The 25,342-nt window shown below is 65.8% G+C and carries 23 protein-coding genes; 18 read left to right on the plus strand and 5 right to left on the minus strand.

From position 1 onward, the window contains the following. The first annotated feature begins 24 nt into the window (after positions 1 to 24). The 8 genes from ftsW to lpxC all read left to right on the plus strand — a co-directional run bounded on the left by ftsW (position 25) and on the right by lpxC (position 9,244). Positions 25 to 1,218, plus strand: a complete 1,194-nt coding sequence (ftsW, locus tag AC6CIE_RS25500; RefSeq protein ID WP_175139416.1) for a putative lipid II flippase FtsW — start codon at positions 25 to 27, stop codon at positions 1,216 to 1,218. After that, positions 1,215 to 2,291: an undecaprenyldiphospho-muramoylpentapeptide beta-N-acetylglucosaminyltransferase gene (gene murG / locus AC6CIE_RS25505; protein WP_218345029.1), complete on the plus strand. Its 1,077-nt coding sequence runs from the start codon at positions 1,215 to 1,217 to the stop codon at positions 2,289 to 2,291. The genes ftsW and murG overlap by 4 nt, the downstream gene beginning before the upstream one ends. After that, complete coding sequence (murC, locus tag AC6CIE_RS25510) at positions 2,288 to 3,694, plus strand: UDP-N-acetylmuramate--L-alanine ligase (protein WP_175125638.1); 1,407 nt, start codon at positions 2,288 to 2,290, stop codon at positions 3,692 to 3,694. Before murG ends, murC begins: the two co-directional genes overlap by 4 nt. Next, the gene (locus AC6CIE_RS25515) at positions 3,691 to 4,641 is read left to right on the plus strand and encodes a D-alanine--D-alanine ligase (protein ID WP_175139415.1); all 951 of its coding nucleotides are present in this window, start codon (positions 3,691 to 3,693) and stop codon (positions 4,639 to 4,641) included. Before murC ends, AC6CIE_RS25515 begins: the two co-directional genes overlap by 4 nt. Before the next feature lie 12 nt (positions 4,642 to 4,653). Beyond that, positions 4,654 to 5,478 (plus strand): cell division protein FtsQ/DivIB, encoded by an 825-nt coding sequence (locus AC6CIE_RS25520; protein ID WP_175125634.1) that lies wholly within the window; start codon positions 4,654 to 4,656, stop codon positions 5,476 to 5,478. Between the two features lie 4 nt (positions 5,479 to 5,482). Then, positions 5,483 to 6,709, plus strand: a complete 1,227-nt coding sequence (gene ftsA, locus AC6CIE_RS25525; RefSeq protein WP_006217473.1) for a cell division protein FtsA — start codon at positions 5,483 to 5,485, stop codon at positions 6,707 to 6,709. A 187-nt stretch (positions 6,710 to 6,896) separates the two neighbouring features. Then, complete coding sequence (gene ftsZ, locus AC6CIE_RS25530) at positions 6,897 to 8,081, plus strand: cell division protein FtsZ (protein WP_056320774.1); 1,185 nt, start codon at positions 6,897 to 6,899, stop codon at positions 8,079 to 8,081. A gap of 239 nt (positions 8,082 to 8,320) precedes the next feature. Further along, positions 8,321 to 9,244 (plus strand): UDP-3-O-acyl-N-acetylglucosamine deacetylase, encoded by a 924-nt coding sequence (lpxC, locus tag AC6CIE_RS25535; protein ID WP_056320776.1) that lies wholly within the window; start codon positions 8,321 to 8,323, stop codon positions 9,242 to 9,244. A gap of 216 nt (positions 9,245 to 9,460) precedes the next feature. On the opposite strand, the gene AC6CIE_RS25540 is transcribed toward lpxC, so the two are convergent. After that, a complete protein-coding gene (locus tag AC6CIE_RS25540) occupies positions 9,461 to 9,868 on the minus strand; it encodes a DciA family protein (RefSeq protein ID WP_175125683.1) in 408 nt (135 codons plus the stop codon). 129 nt (positions 9,869 to 9,997) lie between these two features. On the opposite strand from AC6CIE_RS25540, the gene AC6CIE_RS25545 reads away from it, so the two are divergent. The 9 genes from AC6CIE_RS25545 (at position 9,998) to AC6CIE_RS25585 (ending at position 20,548) form a co-directional block, all read left to right on the plus strand. Next, positions 9,998 to 10,972 (plus strand): M23 family metallopeptidase, encoded by a 975-nt coding sequence (locus AC6CIE_RS25545; RefSeq protein ID WP_175125681.1) that lies wholly within the window; start codon positions 9,998 to 10,000, stop codon positions 10,970 to 10,972. Between the two features lie 190 nt (positions 10,973 to 11,162). Then, on the plus strand, positions 11,163 to 13,898 hold the full coding sequence (gene secA / locus AC6CIE_RS25550) for a preprotein translocase subunit SecA (protein WP_175125631.1): 2,736 nt from the start codon (positions 11,163 to 11,165) through the stop codon (positions 13,896 to 13,898). Positions 13,899 to 13,916: 18 nt separating this feature from the next. Continuing rightward, a complete protein-coding gene (locus tag AC6CIE_RS25555; protein WP_498094537.1) occupies positions 13,917 to 14,636 on the plus strand; it encodes a VOC family protein in 720 nt (239 codons plus the stop codon). Between the two features lie 199 nt (positions 14,637 to 14,835). Continuing rightward, positions 14,836 to 15,597 (plus strand): GntR family transcriptional regulator, encoded by a 762-nt coding sequence (locus tag AC6CIE_RS25560; protein WP_175139412.1) that lies wholly within the window; start codon positions 14,836 to 14,838, stop codon positions 15,595 to 15,597. Next, positions 15,597 to 16,583 (plus strand): tripartite tricarboxylate transporter substrate binding protein, encoded by a 987-nt coding sequence (locus AC6CIE_RS25565; protein ID WP_498094539.1) that lies wholly within the window; start codon positions 15,597 to 15,599, stop codon positions 16,581 to 16,583. Before AC6CIE_RS25560 ends, AC6CIE_RS25565 begins: the two co-directional genes overlap by 1 nt. Positions 16,584 to 16,647: 64 nt before the next feature. Continuing rightward, complete coding sequence (locus AC6CIE_RS25570; protein ID WP_175125624.1) at positions 16,648 to 18,342, plus strand: thiamine pyrophosphate-binding protein; 1,695 nt, start codon at positions 16,648 to 16,650, stop codon at positions 18,340 to 18,342. A 177-nt stretch (positions 18,343 to 18,519) separates the two neighbouring features. Continuing rightward, a complete protein-coding gene (locus AC6CIE_RS25575) occupies positions 18,520 to 19,299 on the plus strand; it encodes an SDR family oxidoreductase (protein WP_175139410.1) in 780 nt (259 codons plus the stop codon). Positions 19,300 to 19,316: 17 nt separating this feature from the next. Next, on the plus strand, positions 19,317 to 19,775 hold the full coding sequence (locus tag AC6CIE_RS25580) for an Lrp/AsnC family transcriptional regulator (protein WP_056569264.1): 459 nt from the start codon (positions 19,317 to 19,319) through the stop codon (positions 19,773 to 19,775). A 161-nt stretch (positions 19,776 to 19,936) separates the two neighbouring features. Beyond that, entirely contained in the window at positions 19,937 to 20,548 is a 612-nt protein-coding gene (locus tag AC6CIE_RS25585; protein WP_498094541.1) for a gamma-glutamylcyclotransferase, read from the plus strand. A gap of 6 nt (positions 20,549 to 20,554) precedes the next feature. Here AC6CIE_RS25585 and pagP read toward each other — a convergent pair whose 3' ends face one another. From pagP to AC6CIE_RS25605, 4 genes are all read right to left on the minus strand, one after another. Further along, positions 20,555 to 21,109 (minus strand): lipid IV(A) palmitoyltransferase PagP, encoded by a 555-nt coding sequence (pagP, locus tag AC6CIE_RS25590; RefSeq protein ID WP_175139409.1) that lies wholly within the window; start codon positions 21,107 to 21,109, stop codon positions 20,555 to 20,557. 133 nt (positions 21,110 to 21,242) lie between these two features. Next, positions 21,243 to 22,715 carry a magnesium transporter gene (mgtE, locus tag AC6CIE_RS25595; RefSeq protein ID WP_175125612.1) on the minus strand — a complete coding sequence of 491 codons (1,473 nt, stop codon included), beginning with the start codon at positions 22,713 to 22,715 and terminating at the stop codon, positions 21,243 to 21,245. A gap of 10 nt (positions 22,716 to 22,725) precedes the next feature. Beyond that, positions 22,726 to 23,136 (minus strand): acyl-CoA thioesterase, encoded by a 411-nt coding sequence (locus AC6CIE_RS25600; protein ID WP_056569253.1) that lies wholly within the window; start codon positions 23,134 to 23,136, stop codon positions 22,726 to 22,728. A 96-nt stretch (positions 23,137 to 23,232) separates the two neighbouring features. Then, positions 23,233 to 24,327, minus strand: coding sequence for a YeiH family protein (locus AC6CIE_RS25605; protein ID WP_498094543.1), 1,095 nt, complete (start codon positions 24,325 to 24,327; stop codon positions 23,233 to 23,235). 112 nt (positions 24,328 to 24,439) lie between these two features. Between AC6CIE_RS25605 and AC6CIE_RS25610 the strand changes: the two genes are divergently transcribed. Further along, positions 24,440 to 25,333, plus strand: a complete 894-nt coding sequence (locus tag AC6CIE_RS25610) for a LysR family transcriptional regulator (protein WP_175125610.1) — start codon at positions 24,440 to 24,442, stop codon at positions 25,331 to 25,333. Positions 25,334 to 25,342: the final 9 nt, after the last annotated feature.

Consider the following 25,342-nt stretch of genomic DNA (forward strand, 5'->3'; position numbering starts at 1 on the left):
GGCGCGTGGCGCCGAGGCCGCGCAATGAGCCTGATCGCCGACCTGACCGCCAGCGTCAATGCCGTACGGCCCGGCCGTACCCGCATGCGCAACTTCGACATGCCGCTCGTGATCGCGGCGTCGACGTTGCTGCTGCTCGGCCTGCTGATGGTGTATTCGGCATCGATCGCGCTGGCCGACGGCCCGCGCTATGCGTCCTATGGCCGCTATTACTTCGTGATCCGCCACGGCCTGTTCGTCAGCGCGGGCCTGGTCGGCGCCGCCATCGTGCTGTCGATCCCCATCCGGGTCTGGCAGCGTCTGGCCGTGCCGCTTTTCGTGGTGACGATGGTGTTGCTGGTGGCGGTGCTGATTCCGGGCATCGGCCGCGAAGTCAACGGCGCGCACCGCTGGATCCCGCTGGGTCCGCTGAATTTCCAGCCGTCCGAGCTGATGAAGCTTGCCGCCTTGCTTTACGCGGCCGACTACACCGTGCGCAAGCAGGAGCACATGCAGGCCTTTGCCCGCGGCTTCCTGCCGATGGCGTTCGCGCTGGCCGGCGTCGGCATGCTGCTGCTTCTCGAGCCCGACCTGGGCGCGTTCATGGTGATCGTGGCCATTGCCATCGGCATCCTGTTTCTGGGCGGCATCAACGGCAAGTATTTCAGCAGCCTGCTGGCCGTGCTGGTGGGCACGTTCCTGATGCTGATCTGGCTGTCGCCGTGGCGTCGTGCGCGGCTGTTCGCCTACCTGGACCCCTGGAACGAAGACAACGCCTACGGCAGCGCGTACCAGCTGTCGCACTCGCTGATTGCGCTGGGGCGCGGTGAATGGTTCGGCGTGGGCCTGGGCGCCAGCGTGGAAAAATTGCATTACCTGCCCGAGGCGCACACCGACTTCCTGATGGCGGTGGTGGGCGAGGAACTGGGCTTTGCCGGCGTCATGCTGGTGATCACGCTGTTCGCCATCATTGTGTACCGCGGATTCGACATCGGCCGTCAGGCCATCGCCATGGAACGCACGTTCGCCGGCCTGGTCGCGCACGGCGTGGCCATGTGGTTCGGCGTGCAGTCGTTCATCAACATGGGCGTGTGCCTGGGCCTGCTGCCCACCAAGGGCCTGACGCTGCCCCTGATGAGCTACGGCGGTTCGGGCGTGGTGATGAACCTGTGCGCGCTGGCGATGCTGATCCGGGTCGACGTGGAAAACCGCATCATGATGCGCGGGGGACGGGTATGACCGCCGCTCGCACGATCCTGATCATGGCCGGTGGCACCGGCGGTCATATCATGCCGGGTCTCGCCGTGGCCGACGTGCTGCGCGAACGCGGCTGGCGCGTGCTGTGGCTGGGCAATCCCGAAAAGATGGAAGGCCGCCTCGTGCCGCCGCGCGGCATTGAACTGGTGCCGTTGCGCTTCCAGGGCGTGCGCGGCAAGGGCGCGTCCGCGTTGCTGAAGCTGCCGTTCCTGCTGCTGCGCGCGTTCGCGCAAGCGTGGTCGCGGCTGTCCGACGTGCGTCCTGACGTGGTGTTGGGCATGGGCGGTTACGTGGCATTTCCGGGCGGCGTGATCGCGGCGCTGCGCGGCACGCCGCTGGTCGTGCACGAACAGAATGCCGTCGCCGGCACCGCCAACAAGTGCTTGGCGAAGATGTCGCGCCGTGTGCTGAGCGGATTTCCTGGCGTGCTGCCCAAGGGCGAAGCCATGGGCAACCCGGTGCGCGCCGACCTGTGCGCCTTGCCGGATCCCGCCGAACGCTATGCCGGCCGCACCGGTCCGCTGCGCGTGCTGGTGGTGGGCGGCAGCCTGGGGGCGCAAGCCTTGAACACCACCGTGCCGCAGGCGTTGGCGCGTCTGCCGCTCGAGAACCGGCCGACGGTCGTCCACCAGGCCGGTGAACAACATTTGCCGGCGCTGCAACAGGCCTACGCCCAGGCGGGTGTGCAGGCCGATTGCCGCGCTTTCATCGACGACATGGCGGGCGCCATGGCCGACGCCGATCTGCTCATCTGCCGCGCAGGCGCCATGACGGTGTCCGAAGTGGCGGCCGCCGGCGTCGCGGCGCTGTTCGTGCCGTTCCCCCACGCCATCGATGACCACCAGACTGCCAACGCGCGCTTCCTGAGCGACGCGCAGGCCGCCTGGCTGCAGCCGCAGACCGCCCTGACGCCCGAGTGGCTGGCGGACTGGCTGAGCCAGCGCACCCGACAAGAACTCGAGGCTGTCGCCGTCCGGGCCCGCGCGCATGCGCGTCCCGACGCGGCCGCCCATATCGCCGACGTCTGTGAACAAGCAGCGGGGCGTTCATCATGAAACACAGAATTCAACATATCCATTTTGTAGGCATCGGCGGTTCGGGCATGAGCGGCATTGCCGAAGTGCTGCTGAACCTGGGCTACGACATCAGCGGTTCCGACCTGAACGAGTCGGCGGTGACGCGCCGCCTGGCCGGCCTGGGCGTGAAGATCGCGATCGGCCATGCCGCCAGCAACGTCACGGGCGCCAGCGCCATCGTCACCTCCACCGCGGTGGCGGGCGACAATCCCGAAGTGATCGCGGCGCGCTCTGCGCGTATTCCGGTGGTGCCGCGCGCCATCATGCTGGCCGAGCTGATGCGCTTGAAGCGCGGCATCGCCGTGGCTGGCACGCACGGCAAGACCACCACGACCAGCCTGGTCGCCAGCGTGCTGGCGGCGGGCGACCTGGACCCCACGTTCGTGATCGGCGGCCGCCTGAATTCGGCGGGCGCCAATGCGCGGCTGGGGCAGGGCGACTACATCGTGGTCGAGGCCGACGAGTCGGACGCCTCGTTCCTGAACCTGCTGCCCGTGATGGCCATCGTGACCAATATCGATGCCGATCACATGGACACCTACGGGCACGACGTGGCGCGGCTCAAGAGTGCGTTCATCGAATTCACGCAGCGCCTGCCGTTCTATGGCAGCGCCGTGCTGTGCTCGGACGACGCGAACGTGCGCGAGATCATGCCGTTCGTGTCGCGTCCCATCACGACCTACGGCCTGAACGAGGAAGCGCAGGTGCGTGCCTATGAGGTGCAGCCTGACGGCACGCGCATGCGCTTTAACGTGCAGCGCACTCACCGCGACACGCTGTTGCCGCCCCTGAACGTCGAACTGAATCTGCCCGGCCTGCATAACGTGCGCAACGCGCTGGCCGCGATCGCCGTGGCGACCGAGCTGGGCGTGTCCGACGCTGCCATCTGCGAGGCGCTGCGCGCGTTCAAGGGCGTGGGCCGCCGCTTCACGCAGACGGGCGAATTTCCGGTGCCGGCCAACCACGGCGGCGGCACGTTCACGGTGATCGACGATTACGGCCACCATCCGGTCGAAATGTCGGCAACGCTGGCCGCGGCGCGCGGCGCCTGGCCCGACCGTCGCATCGTGCTGGCCTTCCAGCCGCACCGCTACACGCGGACGCGCGATTGCTTCGAGGATTTCGTGCGCGTGTTGGGCACGGCTGACGCCGTCCTGCTGACCGAGGTCTATGCCGCTGGCGAACCGCCGCTGGTCGCCGCTGACGGACGTGCCCTGTCGCGCGCGTTGCGCGTGGCCGGCAAGGTCGAGCCGGTGTTCGTGGAAGACGTGGCGGAGCTGCCGCAGACGGTTGTGGATTTCGTGCGCGATGGCGACGTCGTCATCGTGATGGGGGCGGGTTCGATCAGCAAGGTCCCCGCCCAGGTGGGAGAGCTGGCATGAGCAAGCAATTCGGCAAGGTGGGTGTGTTGTACGGCGGCCGGTCCGCCGAACGTGAAGTTTCGCTCATGTCCGGCAAAGGCGTGCACGAGGCGCTGACCAGCGCCGGCGTGGACGCGCACCTGTTCGACACCGGCGAGCGCAGTCTTGCCGAACTGGCCGATCAAGGCTTTGACCGTGTGTTCATCGCGCTGCACGGCCGTTACGGCGAAGACGGCACCCTGCAGGGCGCGCTGGAACTGTTGGGCATTCCTTACACGGGCAGCGGCCCGATGGCCTCGGCACTGGCCATGGACAAGACCATGACCAAGCGCATCTGGCTGCAGCATGGCCTGCCCACGCCCGACTTTGAAGTGCTGGACGCCGATACCGAACTGCGCCTGGTCCCCGACCGCCTGCAACTGCCGCTGATCATCAAGCCGCCGCATGAGGGCTCGACCGTGGGCATCACCAAGGTCGTCGGCTACTCAGACATGAAGGAAGCCTACGCCGCAGCCGCGCAGTACGACAGCGAGGTCCTGGCCGAGCAATTCATCACTGGGCGCGAGCTGACCGTGGCCGTGCTGGGCTCGGGCAAGGCGGCGCGCGCGCTGCCGGTGATCGAGATCGCGGCGCCGGGCGGCAACTACGACTACGAACACAAGTATTTCTCCGACGACACGCAGTATTTCTGCCCGGCCGCCTTGCCCGCGGACGTTGCTGAAGAAGTCGCGCGGATTGCCGTCAAGGCGTATCAGACGCTGGGCTGCGAGGGCTGGGGCCGCGCGGATTTCATCCTCGATGCCGACAACCGGCCCTGGCTGCTTGAAATGAATACCTCGCCCGGCATGACCGGCCACTCCCTGGTGCCCATGGCCGCGAAGGCCGTGGGGATCAGCTATGCAGAATTGTGCGTGGCCATCCTGTCCGAGGCCTCGTGCAAGGTGCACGGCCACGCCCGCAACGCTTGATCTGGATACTCCGTGTGGAACGACGCTCGTACTACCAACCTGATCGCCAACACGCTCGCCGTGCTGGCGGTTGCCGCCATGCTCATCGCGGGCGTGGTGTGGGTAGCGCAACGTCCGTATTTCACGCTGTCGGCGATCGAGCTGGAATCGATGCCGGACACCGAACTGCACTACGTGTCGACGGGCGCCGTGCGTTCGGCGATCGCGGGCCGCGTGAAGGGCAACTTCTTCACGGTGGACCTGGACGACGCGCGCGAGATCTTCGAATCGGTGCCCTGGGTCCGGCATGCCACCGTGCGGCGGATCTGGCCGAACGTGCTGCGTGTGCGCATCGAGGAACAGCAGCCCCTGGCGCTGTGGAACGAGAACCAGATGATCAACACCTGGGGCGAGGCGTTCACGGCCAACACGGGCGAGGTGGACGACGACACGGTGCTGCCGCAGTTCTCCGGACCCGACGGCACGGAAGCGCTGGTCGTGCAGCGCTACGCCGAGCTGGCGCGCTGGTTCGCGCCGCTGGACATGCATGTGGAACAGTTGGAACTGAGCCCGCGCTACGCCTGGCGCGTCGTGCTTTCCAACGGCATGCTGCTGGACCTGGGCCGGGATCCGGGCGCCGATGCGCCGGACCCGCACGGCCTGCCCGGCGCCTTGCCGTTCGCGGCTCGTATTCAACGCTTTGTGCAGGCGTGGCCCACCGTATCGGGGCGCCTGGTAGGGCGCACCGTCACGCAGGCCGACCTGCGCTATCCGAATGGTTTCGCCCTGGCGCTGGCCCCGTTGCCCGCGTCGGAAACCAAATCCAAATCCACACCGAAACCTCCCAAGAAACGCTAACGCCATGACCCGTGACATCAAGGACCTTATCGTCGCCCTCGATATCGGCACCAGCAAGGTGGTGGCTGTGGTGGCTGAAATCCTGCCTGAAGGCCGCTTCGAGGTGCTTGGCCTGGGCCAGCACGAATCGCGCGGCATGCGCAAGGGCGTGGTCGTCAATATCGAGACCACTGTGAATTCCATTCAGCGCGCGCTTGAAGAAGCCGAGCTGATGGCAGATTGCAAGATTCGAGACGTCTACACCGGCATCGCCGGCAGCCATATCCGCAGCTTCAATTCCAGCGGCATGGTCGCCGTGAAGGACAAGGAAGTCACCGCCACCGACGTCGCCCGCGTCATCGAGACCGCCAAGGCGGTGAACATCCCGACGGACCAGCAGGTGCTGCACGTGCTGACGCAGGAGTTCATCGTCGACGGCCAGGAAGACATCCGCGAGCCCATCGGGATGAGCGGCCTGCGCCTGGAAGTGCGCGTGCACATCGTGACCGGCGCCGTCAGCGCCGCGCAGAACATCGTCAAGTGCGTCCGCCGCTGCGGCCTGGAAGTGCAGGACCTGATCCTGCAGCCGCTCGCCTCCAGCCTGGCCGTGCTGACCGCCGACGAAAAGGAGCTGGGCGTCGTTCTCGTCGACATCGGCGGGGGCACGACCGACGTTGCCATCTTCACCGGCGGCGCAATCCGCCACACCGCCGTGCTGCCCATCGCCGGCGATCAGATCACCAACGACATCGCGGCGATGCTGCGCACGCCCACGCCCGATGCCGAAGAAATCAAGCTGCGCTACGGCGTCGCCAAGCAGGTGCTGGCCAGCCCGGACGAGTCCGTGGAAGTGCCGGGCCTGGGCGACCGCGGCCCGCGCCAGGTCAAGCGCCAGGCGCTGGGCGCGGTGATCGAGCCACGCGTCGAAGAACTGTTCACGTTGGTGCAGCAGGTGGTGCGCGATTCCGGCTACGAGGACCTGCTGGCTTCCGGCGTGGTCCTGACCGGCGGATCCGCGCAGCTGCCCGGCATGATCGAACTGGCCGAGGACGTGTTCCTCAAGCCGGTTCGCGTGGCGGTGCCCGAGTACGAAGGCAGCCTTGCCGACGTGATGCGCAATCCGCGCTTCTCGACGGTGATGGGGCTGCTGCAGGAAGCGCGCATGCAGCGTGTGCGTGGCCGCAAGGTGGCTGCGCAGACGGGCAACTTCAAGAGCCTGCTTGCGCGCATGAAAGAGTGGTTCATGAATTAAAGGGTGCAGGTTGGGGCCTGCTCCTTGGTGCGAACCGCGGCTGTCCAGCGGGGAGCGCCAGAAAGAGGAGGCGTCTCAAACCCGTAGCGGGCCTATGTAGCCGGCGTCGGCTTTGAGGCGATTCACAAAAGATAGGTTGTCGGGGAATTTTTGTGATTTGCAAATTCGGACTTGTGAGGGAGTCATCATGATGAACTTTGAGATGCTTGAGAACAACACCAAAGGGACCGTAATCAAGGTCGTTGGTGTGGGTGGTGCGGGCGGCAATGCCGTCGCGCACATGATTCGCAGCGGTGTGCACGGCGTGGATTTCATCTGCGCCAATACCGATGCGCAAGCGCTGGCGGCAACCAATGCGCCGGTGCAGATCCGCCTGGGCCGTACCGGTCTGGGCGCGGGCGCCAAGCCCGAGCAGGGACGCGCGTCGGCGGAAACCGCGCGTGAGGAAATCCGTGCCGCGCTGAACGGCGCGCACATGGTCTTCATCACCGCGGGCATGGGCGGCGGCACCGGTACCGGTGCGGGTCCGGTCGTGGCCGAAGTGGCGAAGGAACTGGGCATCCTGACCGTGGGCGTGGTCACGAAGCCTTTCTCCTTTGAAGGCAACAAGCGCCTGAAGATGGCCGAGGACGGTATCTCGGAACTGGCCAAGCACGTGCATTCGCTCATCGTGGTGCTCAACGAGAACCTGTATGAACTGATGGACGAGGACGCGACGCAGGAAGACTGCTTCCGTTCGGCCGACGACATCCTGCACAACGCGTGCGCGGGTATCGCCGAAATCATCAACGTCGAAGGCAACGTCAACGTCGACTTCGAAGACGTCAAGACGATCATGGGCGAGCAGGGCCAGGCCATGATGGGCACGGCGTCGGCATCGGGCGCGGATCGCGCACGTGTTGCCGCCGAGCATGCCATTGCTTGCCCGCTGCTGGAAGGCGTGGATCTGAACGGCGCGCGTGGCGTGCTGGTCAACATCACCGCCAGCCGCTCGCTGAAGATGCGCGAAACGCGCGAAATCATGGAAACGATCCGCAGCTACGCTTCGGACGACGCGACCGTGATCTTCGGCACCGCCTACGACGAGTCCATGGGCGAAAACCTGCGCGTCACGGTGGTTGCAACCGGCCTTGGCCGTGCGCAAGCCCGTCCGCAACTGGTGCAGAACACCGCTGAAGTGCTGCGCACCGGCACCGACAACATGCCCATGGGCACGATGCCGGCCGGCCAAGGCGGCGACTACCGCAATCTGGACATGCCGTCTGTCATGCGCAATCCGCGCAGCCAGGCGTCGGCCCAGGTGCGGGCGCTGGAAAGCTCGGGAATGGATCATTTCGACATCCCGGCCTTCCTGCGTAAGCAGGCGGACTGAACCTAGAGCCGGTCAACGGCTCTAACTGCACTCCCTCACTCCGGCTCGCCTGTCCCCACGGGCGAGCCGGAGGCAGAGCGGTCCGTGTTTCCCTTGCACGTTAAATAAGGGACGGAGGTTTCGGCCGGTCTGAACGCCAGTTTGAATGGCGGCATGGATCGGACAGCGTTACAATACTTCGGTTACGCCGGCAATCCGTACTTATCTTGCCGGCTTCCGAGTTCAAAATTCCAAGTCTCATGTTCCGACAGCGCAGCATCCAGAATCTCGTCCGCACGACAGGCGTCGGCGTCCACTCAGGACGGCGGGTGGAGCTCACCCTGCGTCCGGCACAGCCCAATACCGGCATCGTCTTTCACCGGGTGGATCTGCCGCAGGTCGTCGACCTGCCCGCGCAAGCCACCGGCGTGGGTGACACCCGTATGGCGTCCGTGCTGCAACAGGGCAATGTTCGCGTGTCGACCGTGGAACATCTCATGTCGGCGTTGGCCGGCCTGGGTATCGACAACCTGCACGTCGACCTCACTGCCGAAGAAGTCCCCATCATGGACGGCAGCGCGGCGACGTTTGTTTATCTGTTGCGCTCGGCCGGCATCGTCGAGCAGAACGCGCCCAAGCAGTTCATCCGTGTGTTGAAGCCGGTGGAAGTGCGTGAAGGCGAAGGCCGCAACGAGAAATGGGCCCGGCTCGAACCCCATGAAGGGTACGCGCTGGCTTTCTCGATCGACTTCCGTCACCCCGCCATCGACTCCACGGCAAATTTCGCCGAAATCGATTTCGCCACGCATTCGTATGTTCGCGAAATCGCGCGGGCGCGCACCTTTGGTTTCGTGAATGAAGTCGAGGCCCTGCGGTCGATGGGCCTGGCCCGTGGCGGCAGCCTGGACAACGCCATCGTCATGGACGAGTACCGCGTGCTGAACAGCGACGGGCTGCGTTACGACGATGAATTCGTCAAGCACAAGATCCTGGACGCCATCGGCGACCTGTATCTGCTGGGCAAGCCGCTGGTGGCACGTTATGTGGCGTGCAAATCGGGCCACGGCCTGAACAACCAGCTTGCCCGCGCGCTGCTCGAGCAGCGCGACGCCTGGGAAATCGTCACGTACGAATCGCAGGCAGAAGCGCCCCAGGCGTTTCGCCATGAATGGAAACTGGCCTGACGCCAGGTTTCCGCTGAACCCGCGCACGGGGGCCACCTCCGGCTCAGCGCGGGTTTCTGCATAGATACCCGCTTGGGTTTCTCCTTAGGGACGACGCTGGCCGTCATCCCCTCGCGCGATAGTCGCAATCCGGTAGCCCACCATCCGGCCATCGGTCTGAAAAGTTGGTTTCGCGACGTTTCCAGCCCTTTGAGTTGCCGGACAAAGCCGGGTTGCTCAGCTACTCTTGTGATGCTTCAAGAGCTTGGCGACGGCATCGGCCAACGGACCTGGCCGCAGATTGCCGTGCAGCGTTTCGAACGCACCCAGGGCCTTGTCGTTCAGCGGCTGCGCCTCTGTGGGAGGGCGCGGCTGACGGGCGCCGGGCTTGGGTAACCCCGCTTGTACCTTGATGGCAATTTCGTTAAGGTTCCAGCCCTGGTCCGCCAGAGACCGCGCGATGCGCGGCGCCAATTGACGCATCTTGGCCGCATGCGCGGCGGTCGGCACCACCAGGTGCAGACACAGGTTTTCCAGCTTGGCGACCTGGCACACAGCACCCAGCGGGGCGGGCAACACCGCCGCCACCGCGTATTGAATTTGCAGATGCTTGCGGGCAGTCGCCAATACACCGGCGCCCCGCATGTCATGACCCAGCCATCCCAGGGCGGTATTTTCTACGCGCCGGCTGGTACTGGAACGTTGACGGTATGAAGCGGGTCTATTCATGCCGGCTTTAAAAGAATTAGGAAGCAAACCTTGAAGATCGTGATTATGCACGCCCGCGACGGGCAGGACGGGCATTTCACCCTGGGCGGCGCGCGACTGGCGTTGTTCCTGGGGGGCGCCTTGATTACCGCGGCCATTTTTGGCGCAGCGCTTCAACGATACATCACTCCGATCCTTCCCGCCGTCCACACAATGGGATGGCCGCTCTCTGAGCAGCCGGGGCGCGACGCCGATTTCCTGCGTGAAAACATGAACCTGCTGGCTTCGAAGGTCGGCGCGCTGCAGGCCAAGCTGGTCAGCATCGACGGCTTGGGCCAGCGCGTGGCCAAGGTGGCGGGCGTGGCCTACACCGACCCCGAATTGGCCCAGCAGTTGGCGTCTGCGCAGCCCGAGGCGCCGGCGCATCCCGAGGCCACGCAGGTCATGGACGACCTTTTTACCGACCATCCGCCGCCCAGCGCGGCGTCGGCCGAGGCGCTGGGCCGACAGCTCGACGAGATCCAGGCACGGCTGTCGCAGCAGACTGACAACCTGAAGTTGCTGGACGCGGCGCTCACCAAGCGTTCGGCGGATCAGGCGCGCATGCCGACCGCCATGCCGATCACCGATTACCCCTATCTGTCGTCCTCGTATGGCTGGCGCCGCAACCCGGTGACGGGCCGCTCGGCCATGCACGAAGGGCTGGATTTCGCGGCGCCCTCCGGCACGCCGATTCTGGCCGCGTCCGGCGGCGTGGTGCTGGAGGCCAAGTGGGCGCCAGGCTTTGGCAACATGGTCGAGATCGACCACGGCGACGGCCTGATCACCCGCTACGCCCATGCGTCGTCGTTGCTGGTCAAGCAGGGCGATCTGGTCGAGCGCGGCCAGCAGGTCGCGCGCGTCGGCAGCTCTGGCCGATCCACCGGCCCGCACCTGCATTTCGAGGTCCGCCTTGCCGGACAACCGCTGGATCCGCGCCTCTTCCTGGGGCCGCAGCCTCAGCACGCGCCGCCCGCCGTCGCGCAGGCTGCCGCGCCTTGAACCCTTCGCGGGTTGGCCGGTCAAACCGGCCGACAGTGCTACCCTGGTCATAGGTCCAGGCTATTACGCTCCAGGTGCGTTAAACTGGTTCGTTTCCCGGCGGACCCCCGCTCAACCAATAACATCAAGTCACGGGTGACGCTGCCCCAAGCGCTTCGGGTGTGGTGTGGCTCGTGCGGCCGACATACGCATGGTTTCTCTGCTCAAAAAACTCATAGGTAGCCGCAACGACCGGCTGCTTAAGCAGTATCGCAAGCTGGTAACCCAGATCAATGGGCTCGAACCCAAGATCTCCGCGCTCTCCGACGCGGAACTGGCGGCCAAGACCGACGAATTCCGTTCCCGCCACGCCCAGGGCACGTCCCTGGACGATCTGCTTCCCGAAGCCTTCGCCGTTGTGCGCGAAGCCGGCAAGCGGGTGTTCGGCATGCGGCACTTCGACGTGCAGATGCTGGGCGGCATCGCCCTGCATAACGGCAAGATCGCCGAAATGCGCACGGGTGAAGGCAAAACGCTCATGGCGACGCTGCCCGTCTACCTGAACGCCATCGCCGGCAAGGGCGTGCACGTGGTCACGGTGAACGACTACCTGGCCCGCCGCGACGCCGAATGGATGGGCCGCCTGTACCGGTTCCTGGGCATGTCCACCGGCGTGGTGGTGCCGCAGCAGCCGAACGACGAAAAGAAGGCCGCGTACGCTGCCGACATCACGTACGGCACCAACAACGAATTCGGTTTCGACTACCTGCGCGACAACATGGAATTCCGTGTTGAAGACCGCCGCCAGCGCGTGCTGTTCTACGCCATCGTCGACGAAGTGGACTCGATCCTGATCGACGAGGCCCGCACGCCCCTGATCATCTCCGGCCAGGCCGAAGACCACACCGAACTCTACGTCCGCATGAACGCGGTGCCGCCGCTGCTGACGCGCATGGCGCACGAGCCCAAGCCGCAGGAGCCGGAACCCGAAGGCGATTACTGGGTCGACGAAAAGAGCCAGCAGGTCTACCTGTCGGAAGCCGGCCACGAACACGCCGAAGGCATTCTTGCCCGTCTGGGCATCCTGCCCGAAGGCGAATCGCTGTACGACCCGCGCCACATTGCGCTGATGCACCACCTGATGGTGGCGCTGCGCGCCAACACGCTGTTCTTCCGCGACCAGCAGTACGTCGTGCAAGACGGCGAAGTGGTGATCGTTGACGAATTCACGGGCCGCCTGATGGTGGGCCGCCGTTGGTCCGATGGCCTGCACCAGGCCGTCGAAGCCAAGGAAGGCGTGAAGATCCAGCACGAGAACCAGACGCTGGCGTCGATCACGTTCCAGAACTACTTCCGCATGTACGAAAAGCTGTCCGGCATGACCGGTACGGCGGACACGGAAGCGTACGAATTCCAGGAAATCTACGGGCTCGAGACGGTCATCATCCCGACCAACAAGCCCATGGTCCGTAAAGACCAGAACGACCAGGTCTTCAAGACCGACGGCGAAAAGTACAACGCCATCCTCGAAGACATCCGCGATTGCCACCAGCGCGGCCAGCCTGTGCTGGTGGGCACCACCAGCATCGAGAACTCCGAGCTGCTGTCGGGCCTGCTGAAAAAGGCCAAGCTGCCGCACGAGGTCCTGAACGCCAAGCAGCACGCCCGCGAAGCCGAGATCGTGGCCGAAGCCGGCAAGCCGGGCCACATCACGATCGCCACCAACATGGCCGGTCGCGGTACCGACATCGTGCTGGGCGGCAGTGTCGACAAGCAGGTCGACCTGATCCGCGCCGACGAATCGCTGTCCGAAGCCGAAAAGACCGCGCGCATCGAAAAGATCCGCGCCGAATGGAAGCCGCTGAACGATCAGGTCAAGGCTGCGGGCGGCCTGCGCATCATCGGCACCGAGCGCCATGAATCGCGCCGTATCGACAACCAGCTGCGCGGCCGTGCCGGCCGTCAGGGCGATCCGGGCTCGTCCCGCTTCTACCTGTCGCTGGAAGACTCGCTGATGCGCATCTTCGCGGGCGACCGCGTGCGCGCCATCATGGAACGCCTGAAGCTGCCCGAGGGCGAGCCCATCGAGGCCGGCATGGTCACGCGCTCGATCGAGACCGCGCAGCGCAAGGTCGAAGGCCGCAACTTCGACATCCGCAAGCAATTGCTGGAATACGACGACGTTTCCAACGACCAGCGCAAGGTGCTGTACTCGCAGCGCAACGACGTGCTGGAAGCCGCCAGCGTCAGCGCAACCGTGCAGAACCTGCGCGACGCCGCGGTGACCGATCTGTTCAACACGTACGTGCCGCCGGAATCGGTGGAAGAACAGTGGGACATCCCCGCGCTGCAGAAGGCGCTGGAAGCCGACTGGCACCTGCATCTGCCGCTGACCGAGATGCTGGAAAAAGAACCCAACCTGAACGACGAAGAACTGCGCGAACGCGTGGTGGCCGCGGCGCGCGATGCGTACCAGGCCAAGGTCGACCAGGTGGGCGAGGAATCGTGGTCGCAGTTCGAGCGCTCGATCATGCTGCAGGCGATCGACACGCACTGGCGCGAGCATTTGTCGGCGCTGGATTACCTGCGTCAGGGCATCCATCTGCGCGGCTATGCGCAGAAGAATCCCAAGCAGGAATACAAGCGCGAAGCCTTCGAACTGTTCTCGGGCATGCTGGAACGCGTGCGCGACGACGTGGTGAAGGTGCTGATGACGGTGCGCGTGCAATCGTCGGAACAGGTCGAGCAGGCCGAAGCCGAAGCGGCGCAGTCGCATGTGCAGAACGTGCAGTATCACCACTCCGACTACGACGAGGCGCTGGCTTCCGACGCGCAGGAAACGGGTGCGCAACCCGCGCGCAACGCACTGCCCAAGGTCGGCCGCAACGATCCGTGCCCGTGCGGCAGCGGTAAGAAGTACAAGCAGTGCCACGGTAAGCTGGTCTGATAAAAGGGGTTAGCCTTCATGCTGCATTCTGTCGGCCGCACTGAATTCGACCACGCCGTCGTCATGGTGCGAGACCGGCTGGATGCGCTGGCGCCCCATTACGAACGGCAGGGGTTTCACCTCAGCGACAAGGCTGTGCACAACCTGGGGTCGTGCAATCGCTTGATCGTGCTGGAAGGCACGTACGTCGAATTGCTGGGTTGGCCGCCGGGCGCGCCGCCCGCGCGCAAGGAAATTGCCGATTCGCCATTTGGCCTGGAAGCGCTGGTGTTCCGGACCTATGACGCCGAGGCCACCTACAAGCGGCTGCAGGACGCCGGCTTTGCCGTCAATCCCGTCCAGGAACTGACCCGTCCGGCCATGCTGGACGGTCAGGAAGTCCAGGCCCGTTTCCATACCGTGCGATTTGCCGAGCAGCCCTTGCCCGGCATCCGTATGTATTTCTGCCGACACCTGACGCCCGAGTGCGTCTGGTCGCCCGAGCTGATGGCGCATCCCAATGGCGCCCGCAGCCTGCATCGTATCGATGCGCGCGCGGCGGACGCCCGCGGCGTGGCCGAGCGTCTGGCGCTGGTGGCCGGGGTGACTGCCGAAGCCGCCAACGGCGGGTGGGACGTGCCGCTGGCGAACCTGCGCATTCACGTCCAGCAGGATGACAACGCGCAGACGCCTGTCCTGTCGACGCTGACCCTCGAAAATCGCGATGGCGCGCACTACACGCTGGATACCGGACTGTAGCCTTCCACGTACCGACTGCTTGCCGATAGCCCGCCGCCTGGCGGGCTTTTTCATGCCTGCCCGTCCCCGCCGCGAGGCGGCCGTGGGCGACGACCGTGAAAAGGGTGCCCGCCTGGGGCAAACCCGGGTTGTCCGTCAAAGTGTATGCACTTTAGTATGCACTTCATCCCGACTGGAGCATTGTCACAGGCGATCCGGTATGACGCTCTCCCAACCTGCAGCCACCCCCGTTGCCCGCGCGGCCCGCACCTCGGCCGGGCAGGCCGAGTTGTATGGCGCCGTCAAGGCCATGGCGGTGCGCTTTGAGTTCAAGCCGGGTGAACGCATCAACGAGGTTGAGCTTGCGCGCCGGCTGCACGTAAGCCGCACGCCGCTGCGCGAGGTGCTGAACCAGTTGATGGTCGAAGGATTTCTGACGCGCGCGGTCAATCGCGGCTTCATTGCCCGCCTGCTGGATGCCAAGCAGATCCACAGTCTTTATGAATACCGCGCGGTGCTGGAAGCCGGCATCGTGCGTGCAGCCTGCGAGCGCGCGACCGACGAGGAGCTTGCCAGCCTGCGCGCCTTCGTCGAACGCTCGCGCGACGAGCCCGACGACAGTGATGCCGCCCGGTTGCTGGAACTGGACGAAGCCTTTCACCTGGCGCTGGCGCGTTACTCGCGTAACGAAGAATTCGTGCGGGCGCTGGAAAGCGTCAACGCGCGCATTCATTTCGTGCGCTGGATCGACATGCAGCAAGGACGCCGCAGCCATACGCAAGGCGAGCACCTGCGCATCGTGGACGCGCTGCAAAAGCGCGACATCGAGGCCTTGCCCGGCCTCATCAGCGCGCATATCGGCCGTCGGCTGGACCAGATCACCGACGTCATCCGCACGGGCTTTTCAACGATTTACATGCGGGACCAGGCCGAACCCGCCACGGTAGTGCCGGCCAACACCACAACAGCAGGGGAAAACTGATGAATAGAACGATCAAGCGGGCGCTGGCGGCGGTATGCACGCTGGCCGCGGCCGGGGGCGCCTTTGTCGCCGCGCCGGCGATGGCCGAGGAACGGTCGCTGATTCTCGTCGTGCCGTATCCGCCGGGCGGCAGCACCGATATCCTGGCGCGGATCCTGCAGCCGCGCCTGTCGCAGCAGATGGGCGGCCGCGCGGTGGTGGTCGAGAACCGTCCGGGCGCCGCCAGCCAGATCGCCACGGCGTTCGTGGCGCGCGCCGAACCGGACGGCAACACGCTGCTGGTCAGTTTCGACAATCACGGCATCAACCCGGCCGTGAAGCCCAAGCTGCCGTACGACACGTTCAAGGATTTTGTCGCCATCGGGCAGACGGTGCGCTTTCCGCTGGTGATCGGCGCGAATCCGAGCGTGCCTGGGGACAACCTGAAGGAGTTCCTGGCGGCAGCCGCCAAGCAGCCGCCCAACAAGTTCAACTATGCGTCCACGGGCGTGGGCTCGCTGAACCATCTGGCGCCGGAAGAGCTCAAGCGGCTGTCGAAGGTGGAGCTGCTGCACGTGCCGTATGGCGGCGGCGGACCGGCCATTCAGGCGGTCGTCGGCGGGCAGGCCAACATGACGTGGCTGAGCTTTGCCGCGCTGCGTGGCCAGATCCAGGCCGGCAAGATCAAGCCGCTGGCCGTCGCCGGCGAAAAGCGCCTGCCCGAACTGCCCAACGTGCCCACCGTGGCCGAATCGGGCTTCCCTGGCTTTGTCGCTTATTCGTGGAGCGGCATGTTCGCCCCGAAGGGCACGCCGGAAGCCACCGTCAAGAAACTGACGGCTGATTTCCAGGCGGTGCTGGCCGATCCCGAGATCAAGAAGAAGATCACGGAAGCGGGCTTTGAGATCGTTGCGTCTGATGGTCCTGCGCTGGATGCGTACGTGAAGTCGGAGTACGACCGCTGGAGCGCTTTCATCAAGAGCAGCAACATCAATCTGGACAACTGAACGGCGTCGGGCCGGGGCGGCTGAATGCCGCCCCGGCCCGGCTCCCGAATTACGTGGAGATGACATGGAACACATGAACGGCGCCGAAGCGATGGTGCGGATGCTGCAACACAACGGCGTCAAACATATCTTTGGCCTGTGCGGCGACACCACCTTGCCGCTTTACGACGCGCTGTACCGCTTGGACCACGGCATGCAGCACATCCTGACGCGTGACGAGCGCAGCGCGGCCTACATGGCCGACGCCTATGCACGCGTGACCGGCAAGGTCGGCGTGTGCGAAGGCCCGAGCGGCGGCGGCGCGACCTATCTGCTGCCTGGTCTGGTCGAAGCCAACGAGTCGTCGATTCCCGTGCTGGGCATCACGTCGGACGTGGCCGTCGGCTCGCGCGGCAAGTATCCGCTGACCGAACTGGACCAGGAGGCGCTCTACCGCCCGCTGACCAAGTGGAACCGCACGATCGACCGCGCGGACCAGATTCCGGGCATGGTGCGCGCGGCCTTCCGCGCCATGACGACCGGCAAGCCCGGCTCGGCGCACCTGTGCTTTCCCTATGACGTGATGAAGCAGGAAGTGGATGCGTCCGACGTGTGGGCGCAGCCCGAGCACGGCAGCTTCCCCGCCATGCGCTTCGCGCCGGATCCCGCCGACGTGGCGCGCGCCGCGCAACGCCTGGTGGCGGCGCGCTCGCCCGTGATCATCTGCGGCGGCGGCGTGGTCATCGCCGGCGCCTGCGGCGCGCTGCAGGAAGTCGCCGAGGCCTTGAAGGCGGCGGTGTGCGTGACGGTGAGCGGGCAGGGCAGCCTGGCCGACACCCATCCGCTGAATGCGGGCGTGGTGGGATCGAACGGCGGCGTGATGGCGACGCGCGATGTGGTGGCGGCTGCCGACGTGGTGCTCTTCGTGGGCTGCCGTGCCGGGTCGACCTCGACCGAGCACTGGCGCTTCCCGAACCGCAACGTGCCGATCCTGCACATCGACATCGACCCGATGGTGATCGGCGCCAACTACCTGACCGAAGTCGGTCTGGTGGGCGATGCCAAGCTGGCCCTCGAAGCGCTGTCCGCCGAAGTGCAGGCGCGCATCAAGCACCGGCCGTCCGATGCGACCGACGGAGCGGTGCTGGCCGGCCGCGCCAAGGAGGCACGCCGCGCGCAGCTTGAGCCGCTGGCCGCCAGCCTGGACGCGCCGATCCGCCCCGAGCGCGTGGTGCAGTCGCTGAACCGCCTGCTGCCCGACGACGCGGTAGTCTGCGCGGACCCCGGCACGCCGTGCCCGTATTTTTCGGCCTATTACGACGTCTCGCGTCCCGGCCGCCACTTCATCACCAACCGCGCCCACGGCGCGCTGGGCTTTTCGATGTCGGCGGCGCTGGGCGCCTGGGTCGGCCGTCCGCAATCGAAGTGCGTGTCGGTGATGGGCGACGGCAGCTTCGGCTTCACGGTGGGTGAATTGGAAACCATCGTGCGCCACAAGGCGCCGCTGCTGATGGTGGTGTTCTCGAACTCGGTCTACGGCTGGATCAAGGCCAGCCAGAAGGCCGGCTACGACAAGCGCTACTACAGCGTGGACTTCAATCGCACCGACCATGCGCGTATCGCCGAGGCCTATGGCGTGAAGGCGTGGCGTGTCGAGGACCCGTCCAAGCTGGACGCCGCGATCAAGGCCGCCATGGAGCACGACGGCCCTGCGCTGATCGACGTGATCGCGCAGCCGCTGCAAGATACCGCGGCGCCCGTGAGCCAATGGATGGGTTGATGCGGTAAGCGCAGCGCGCTGCATTGCCGATGGGGCCCTTCGCGGGGCCCCATTTTTCTTGGCCGGTCCGATTAGAAAAAAATTCCCTGCCGGCGGGCGCGCTCCTATACTGGACCGCTTCGGAGCGGCGGGCCGCGGAGGTCCGGCGCCGTCAACGCGACAGCAGAGAGGGCAGGCATGGACCTGGGGATCAGCGGCAAAAAAGCACTGGTGTTTGGCGGCAGCCGCGGCATGGGGCGCGCCTGCGCCCTGCAGTTGGCGCGCGAAGGCGTGGCCGTGACCATCGCGGCGCGCAATCCGCAGACGCTTGAACAGGCCGCCGCCGACATATCGCGCGAAACCGGCATCGGCGTGGGCTGGGTGTCGGCCGACCTGACGCTTGCCGAGGGGCGCGACGCGGCAATCGCCGCCTGTCCGCATCCCGACATCCTCATCAACAACGCCGACGGCCCACTGCCGGGCGACTTCCGCGACTGGTCGCGCGACGACTGGATCGCCGCGCTCGACGCCATGATGCTGGGACCGATCGACATGATCCGCCGCGTGGTGGACGGCATGGTCGAACGCCGGTTCGGCCGCATCGTCAATATCGTGTCGCGCAGCGTGAAGGCGCCGCATGCCGAGCTGGGGCTGTCCAACGGTGCGCGTTCGGGCCTGATCGGCTTCGTGGGCGGCCTGGCGCGCCAGACGGTCCGGCACAACGTCACCATCAACAATCTGCTGCCGGGCGCCTTCGCCACCGATGCGCAGACCCGGCACATCCAGGGCATGGTGGAGCAGGGCGGCAAGACGTTCGAGCAGTTGTGGGACGAGCGGGCGCGCAGCAACCCCGCCGGCAGGTATGGCCAGCCCGAGGAACTGGGCGCGTTGTGCGCGTATGTCTGCTCGGCGCACTCGGGTTACATGACTGGGCAGAGCCTGCTGATCGACGGGGGCGGCTACCCCGGGACTTATTGATGGCTTCAAGACATCCCATGGACCAGACGGACCTGAAGATACTCGCGCTGCTGCAAAAGGACGCCACCTGCTCGGTTGCGGAAGTGGCCGAACAGGTGAATCTTTCCGTGACGCCGTGCTGGCGCCGGATCCAGAAGCTGAAGGACGACGGTGTCATTGCGCGCAACGCCATCCTGCTGGATCCCCGCGCGCTGGGCCTGAACCTGACGGTGTTCGTGTCCATTCGCACCAGCCAGCACAACGAGAAATGGACGCAAAGCCTGATCAATGCCGTGATGGCCTTGCCCAACGTGGTCGAATTCCATCGCATGGCCGGCGACGTGGACTATCTGCTGAAGGTGGTGGTCGAGGACATGGCGGCGTACGACCGCTTCTACCGACGGCTGATCGGCGCGGTGGATCTGCTGGACGTCAGCGCCAGCTTCTCGATGGAAGTCATTAAAAGCACCACGGAATTGCCGCTGGGCGCCGTGTAGCCGCCGGGCGCGCAAATTTTTTCCTGAGTCCCCCGCCGCCGCGGATGCAAATTTCTTTCTGCGTGTTGCGCGGGCCCAATCTGGCAATGCTTTTGCGCGGGGCGCGGCGTAGGATATCGCTCACTCCAGTCTTGGAGTGAATCGGGATATCAGAGGACCCTATGTCGTTGGCAGTGCCCGCCGGCTGCGCCGGATTGCAAGAAACGCGGCAAGCAGCATCGGTGGATGACCTCCTGGCCGGCTGGAATGGTGTCGACGACCTGTGGGTGTTTGCCTACGGTTCCCTGATCTGGCATCCCGGGTTTGCCTGGCGCGAACGGCGCCTGGCCACCGTGCGGGGCTATCACCGTTCGCTGTGCCTGTGGTCGCATGACCACCGCGGGTCGCCGGACAATCCTGGTCTCGTGTTCGGACTGGATCGCGGCGGTTGCTGCCGCGGCGTGGCCTTCCAGATCGCGGCCAGCGACGTGCCGCAGGTCTTTGAAGCCTTATGGCGCCGGGAGATGGTCACGGGCGCCTACCGTCCGCGCTGGCTGACCTGTCACACCGAGGCCGCGCCGGTGCGTGGACTGGTGTTCCTCCTGAATCGCACCTGCCGCGAGTACGCAGCCGATCTCTGCGACGACCGCCTGCTGACGTCCGTGCGCAATGCAGTCGGACACTCCGGACCGTGCCTGGACTACGTGGTGGAAACGGCGCGCGCGCTGCGTGCGCATGGCATCGACGACTGGCGGCTGGGCGATCTGGTGCGCAAGCTGGGTCACGCGTTCTGACGCGTTTCAGAACTGCCAGCGGCCGAACACGAACAGCACATTGCCCGCGCCGCTTGAGCCCGGGATGTACGTCGCGTAAAGCATGGCGTCCTTGTAGCCCGCGCTGACCAGCGGCAGGATGCCGGGAAACGGCACGTAGCTCATGATGTCGTGGCGCGCGGTGAGGAACACGGTGTAGCCCGCGCCGAGCCGGAAGTTGTCGCTGACCTGGCCGATCTTCAGAAAGCCATAGCCGGCGATGGGCTGCACCTTGGAGTGCGAGTCCAGAAACGCCATGGCGTACAGGCCCTGCCAGTCGCCGTCTTCATCGTAGATACTGCGGCCGTAGCCGCCGCCCCAGGCAAGTTCGCGGAAGCTGTCGATCTTGTCGGCGCTGTACTTGGCGCGGTTGTGCCAGGCCCAGCCGCTGACATAGAGGTCGTTGCCGCCTTCGGACCAGATCTGGTCGATGCGATTGCACGCCGACTGGGCCCACGAGGGCATGCCGTCGCAGGCGTGTGCGGAAACGGTGAAAACGGACAACAGTACGCAGAGCAGCGCGGCGCGGAATCTGGCGGTCATCGCAGGACCCAGGTAAAGATGACAGTTCCGTTACTGTAACGGAGCGCGTGTCATCTTCCCTGTCAGCGGGCTGTCACCGGGGGGCGGCAGGGGCTGAGGCCGTCCGATGCGGCGCACGGATGTGGCGGCAGCGCTACAGAAGAAAGATCGTGGCCAGGCCCAGGAAGATGAAGAAGCCGAGCGAATCGGTGGCGAACGTGAGCAGCACCGACGAGCCCATTGCCGGGTCCTTGCCGAAGCGCGCCCGCACCATGGGCACCAGCACGCCGACCGAGGCGCCGACCAGCATGTTGCAGATCATGGCGGCCATCATCACCAGCGCGATGGACAGCGAGCGCGAGATCACCCACGCGAACAGGGCGGCCACGAGGCTGCCGCACAATCCCACCAGCAAGGTCACGAACAGCTCGCGCTTGACGAGCTGCCACAGGTTGCGACCGGTGATACGGCCCATGGCCAGCGCCCGGATGATGAGCGTCATGGTCTGGTTGCCCGAGTTGCCGCCGATGCCGGCCACGATCGACATCAGGAACGCCAGGATGACGATTTGGCTGACCGTGCCCTCGAACTGCGACGCCACGAACGAGGCCGTGGCGGCAGTACAGAGGTTGAACAGCAGCCACGGCGCGCGGTTGCGCAGCGCGGTGCTGACGGGGGCAAAGATGTCTTCTTCCTGCAGACCGGCGCGCGACAGCGCCTGTTCCTGCGAGTCTTCGCGCATCACGTCCACGACGTCGGCGATGGTGACGCGGCCGATCAGCCGGCCCTGGTCGTCCATCACGGGGGCGGAAACCAGGTCGTAGCGCTCGAAGGCGCCGGCGGCGTCCGCGTCGGAGTCCAGCGGGTTCAGCGTCAGGAAGTCGGAATTCATGACCGCCCGCACTTCGGTTTCGGGCTCGCTGACCAACAGGCGCGACAAGGGCAGGATGCCTTGCAGCTTGTCCTGGCGGTCCACCACGAAGATCTGGTCGGTGTGATCGGGCAGTTCGTGCAGCCGGCGCAGGTAGCGCAGCACGACCTCGAGCGTGACGTCCTCGCGCACGCGCACCATCTCGAAGTCCATGATGGCGCCGACGCTGTCTTCCGGATAGCCCATGGCTTCCAGCAGCTGCGCGCGTTCTTCCTCGGTCAGACCCTTCTGGACTTCGGCCACCACATCGGGCGGCAGGTCGGGCGCCAGGTCGGCGAGCTCGTCCGCGTCCATGCTTTCGGTCGCGGCGACGAGATCCTGGCGGTCCATCGCTTCGATCAGCGATTCACGGACCCAGTCTTCGACTTCGAGCAGGACGTCCGCGTCGTGTTCGGGGCTGACCAGCTTCCAGATCGCCTGGCGCTCGTCCTTGGGCAGCGATTCGAGGATGAAGGCGATGTCGGCCGGGTGCAGGTTGTCGACCAGCGTCTTGAGCTCGGCCTCGTGCTGGCGGTGCACCAGGTCTTCGACGAGGGGCGCCTTGGCGTCGCCTTCTTCCTGGCGGTGAACCAGGTCTTCGACAAGCTGCTGGCGCCGCAGGCGCTCCTGGACTTCAGCCAGGGCGGTCTGGGCGTCTTCCGGGTCGAGGCGGCGTGGCGTCGCGGGCGGTTTCTGCGCGGCGGCGGACTGCGTCATGCGTTACGGCTCAAAGTGTGGGAAGAGGGCGGCTGCGCCGCGCTTCGTCGGTGGCGACATACGTCAGCGTGGCCTCGGTGACCTTGACGACTTCGGCGTCCAGCCGCTGGCGTTCCGCGTAGACCTCGACGGAGACCGTGATGGACGTGGTGCCGGTCTTGACGATGGCGGCGTAGAAGCTGAGCAGGTCGCCCACGAACACGGGCTCTTTGAACTGGAAGGCATTGACCGCGACGGTGGCGACACGGCCAGCGGCGCGGCGGGCGGCGGGGATGGACCCGGCGATGTCGACCTGAGCCATGATCCAGCCGCCAAAAACGTCCCCGTGGATGTTCGCATCGGCCGGCATCGGCATGACGCGCAACACCGCGTCGCGATGGGCAGGCAGAGTCGTAAACGGGGTTTTGGTGCTGGAGGTCATGCGGCCGACTCCAATGCTAGAGAACCAGCCGATTATGCAGGAAAAACGAGACGGCGGCGTGCGCGTCGGCGCCCGCCGCCCGGCCCGGCGCGGCCATCAGGTGGCCAGCTTGACGATCCCGTAGCCGCCAACCAACAGCCAGACGTAAAGGATGAAGCCCAGGGCCATTACGCGCGGGCCGGCCTTGCGGATCTGGGCGAAGCGCGTTTCGATGCCCAGCGCGGTCATGGCCATGGTCAGGGCGAAGACGTCGAGCCGGCGGATGGCCGCGACGACATCGGCGGGAATGATGTCGAGCGAATTGATGATGGCCAGCACCAGGAACCCGACGGCGAACCAGGGGATCGGAAGCTTGGCGCTCTTGCCCTGGCCGCCCGCATGGGAGGCGGCGCTGCGCAGGTAAATGCCCAGCACCAGCAGCACGGGCACCAGCAGCGCCACGCGGGTCATCTTGACGATGGTGGCGACCTCGGTGGTGGCGGGGTCGATGTTGCTGGCGGCGCCCACGACCTGCGCCACTTCGTGAACCGTGCCGCCGATGTAGATGCCAAGCGCCTGCGTATCGAAGTTCAGCCAGCCGGCGTGATAGAAGACCGGATACAGGAACATCGACAGCGTGCCGAACAGCACCACGGTCGCGACAGCCACCGCGCTCTTGTGAGGGGCGGCGCGCAGCGTGGGTTCGAACGCCAGCACCGCGGCGGCGCCGCAGATGGCGCTGCCCGCGGCGGTCAGCATGGCGGTGTCGCGATCCAGTCCGAGCAGGCGCTGGCCGACGACGGTGCCGATCAGCAGCGTGCCCACCACCACCGCCACGGACACGGCCAGCCCCGGCATGCCGACGGCGGCGATCTGCTGGATGCTGATGTTCAGGCCGTAGAAGGCGACCGCGATGCGCAGCAGGCGGCGCGCGGTGAAATTCACGCCGACGCCCCAGTCCGCGGGCATGGTGCCGCGCAGGAAGTTGCCATACAGCATGCCGACGACGATACCCACGACCAGCGGCGAAAAACCGAGCTGCCGGATGAAGGGCAGATCGGCCAGTTGCATCACCGCGCCGGCCATCAGGCCCACGAACAGCACGCCGTTGAGCTTGTCGCGCCAAGGCGTGGCGGCGGCAGCGGGGGCTGCGGCAGCAGGGGCCGCGGGGCTGGCGGGAAGGGGGACGGCGGTCGTGGTGGAGGTGTTCATTACTGGCCCTTTGGGCATAACTACATAACTAGACGAAATATTAGATCCGGCCGTATTATTTGAAAAATCTTCAATCTAAATATTGAATATCAGAAATTCTGATATCGAGCCCATGACGCCGGATCAATTGCTCACATTTGCCGCAGTCGCCGATACCGGCAACATCAGCCGCACCGCCCAGGCGCTGCATCTGTCGCAACCGGCGGTGTCCGGCCAGCTGCGCGCCTTGCAGGAATGGTTTGGCGAACCGCTTTACCGCCGCAGCGGCCACGGCATCGCGCTGACCGAAGCCGGCGAGCGCCTGGCCGAGCAGGCGCGGCAGTTGCGCCAGGTGTACCGGCAGGCGCAGGCCGTGCGGGAATCCTGGCGTGGCCTGGAAACCGGTGCATTGCGATTGGGCGCCAGCACCACGCCGGCCAGCTACCTGCTGCCCCGCCTGGTGGCGGACTTTCGCCATGCGTTTCCGGCCGTCAGCCTGCATCTGTCGGACGGCAATACGCGCGAGATCGTGGATCGCCTGCCGGCGCTGGACCTGGCGTTCATCGAAGGCGACGTGCCCGCCGGACTGCCCGCCGACACGGCGGTGCACGCATGGCGGCAGGACGAAGTAGTGGCGATCGTGCGGGCGGATCACGCCCTGGCGGGCAAGGGCGCCGTGACGCTACGGGATCTGGCGGGGTCGCCGCTGGTGATGCGCGAACCCGGTTCCGGCGTGCGCCGGCTGGTGGAACGGGCGTTCAGCGATGGCGGTCTGGCGCCGTCGGTAGGCCTGGAGCTGGCGGGGGTGGAAGGGGTGAAGCAGGCCGTGCGTGCGGGGTTGGGCGTGGGCTTCGTGTCCGTGATGTCGATGCGTCACGAAGACGGGGCACTGGCGGCCCTGCGCCTGTTGCCCAAGCCGCTGACGCGAACGCTGAGCATCCTGGTGCCGCATGCCGATGCGGCTGCCCGCGCCGCCGAACGCTTTCTGGCGATGTGCCTGGCGGTCGGCGGGCAGGACGTCGGGTAACTTAGCAGC

It is taken from the genome of Achromobacter sp. GQ309 (assembly GCF_059759315.1).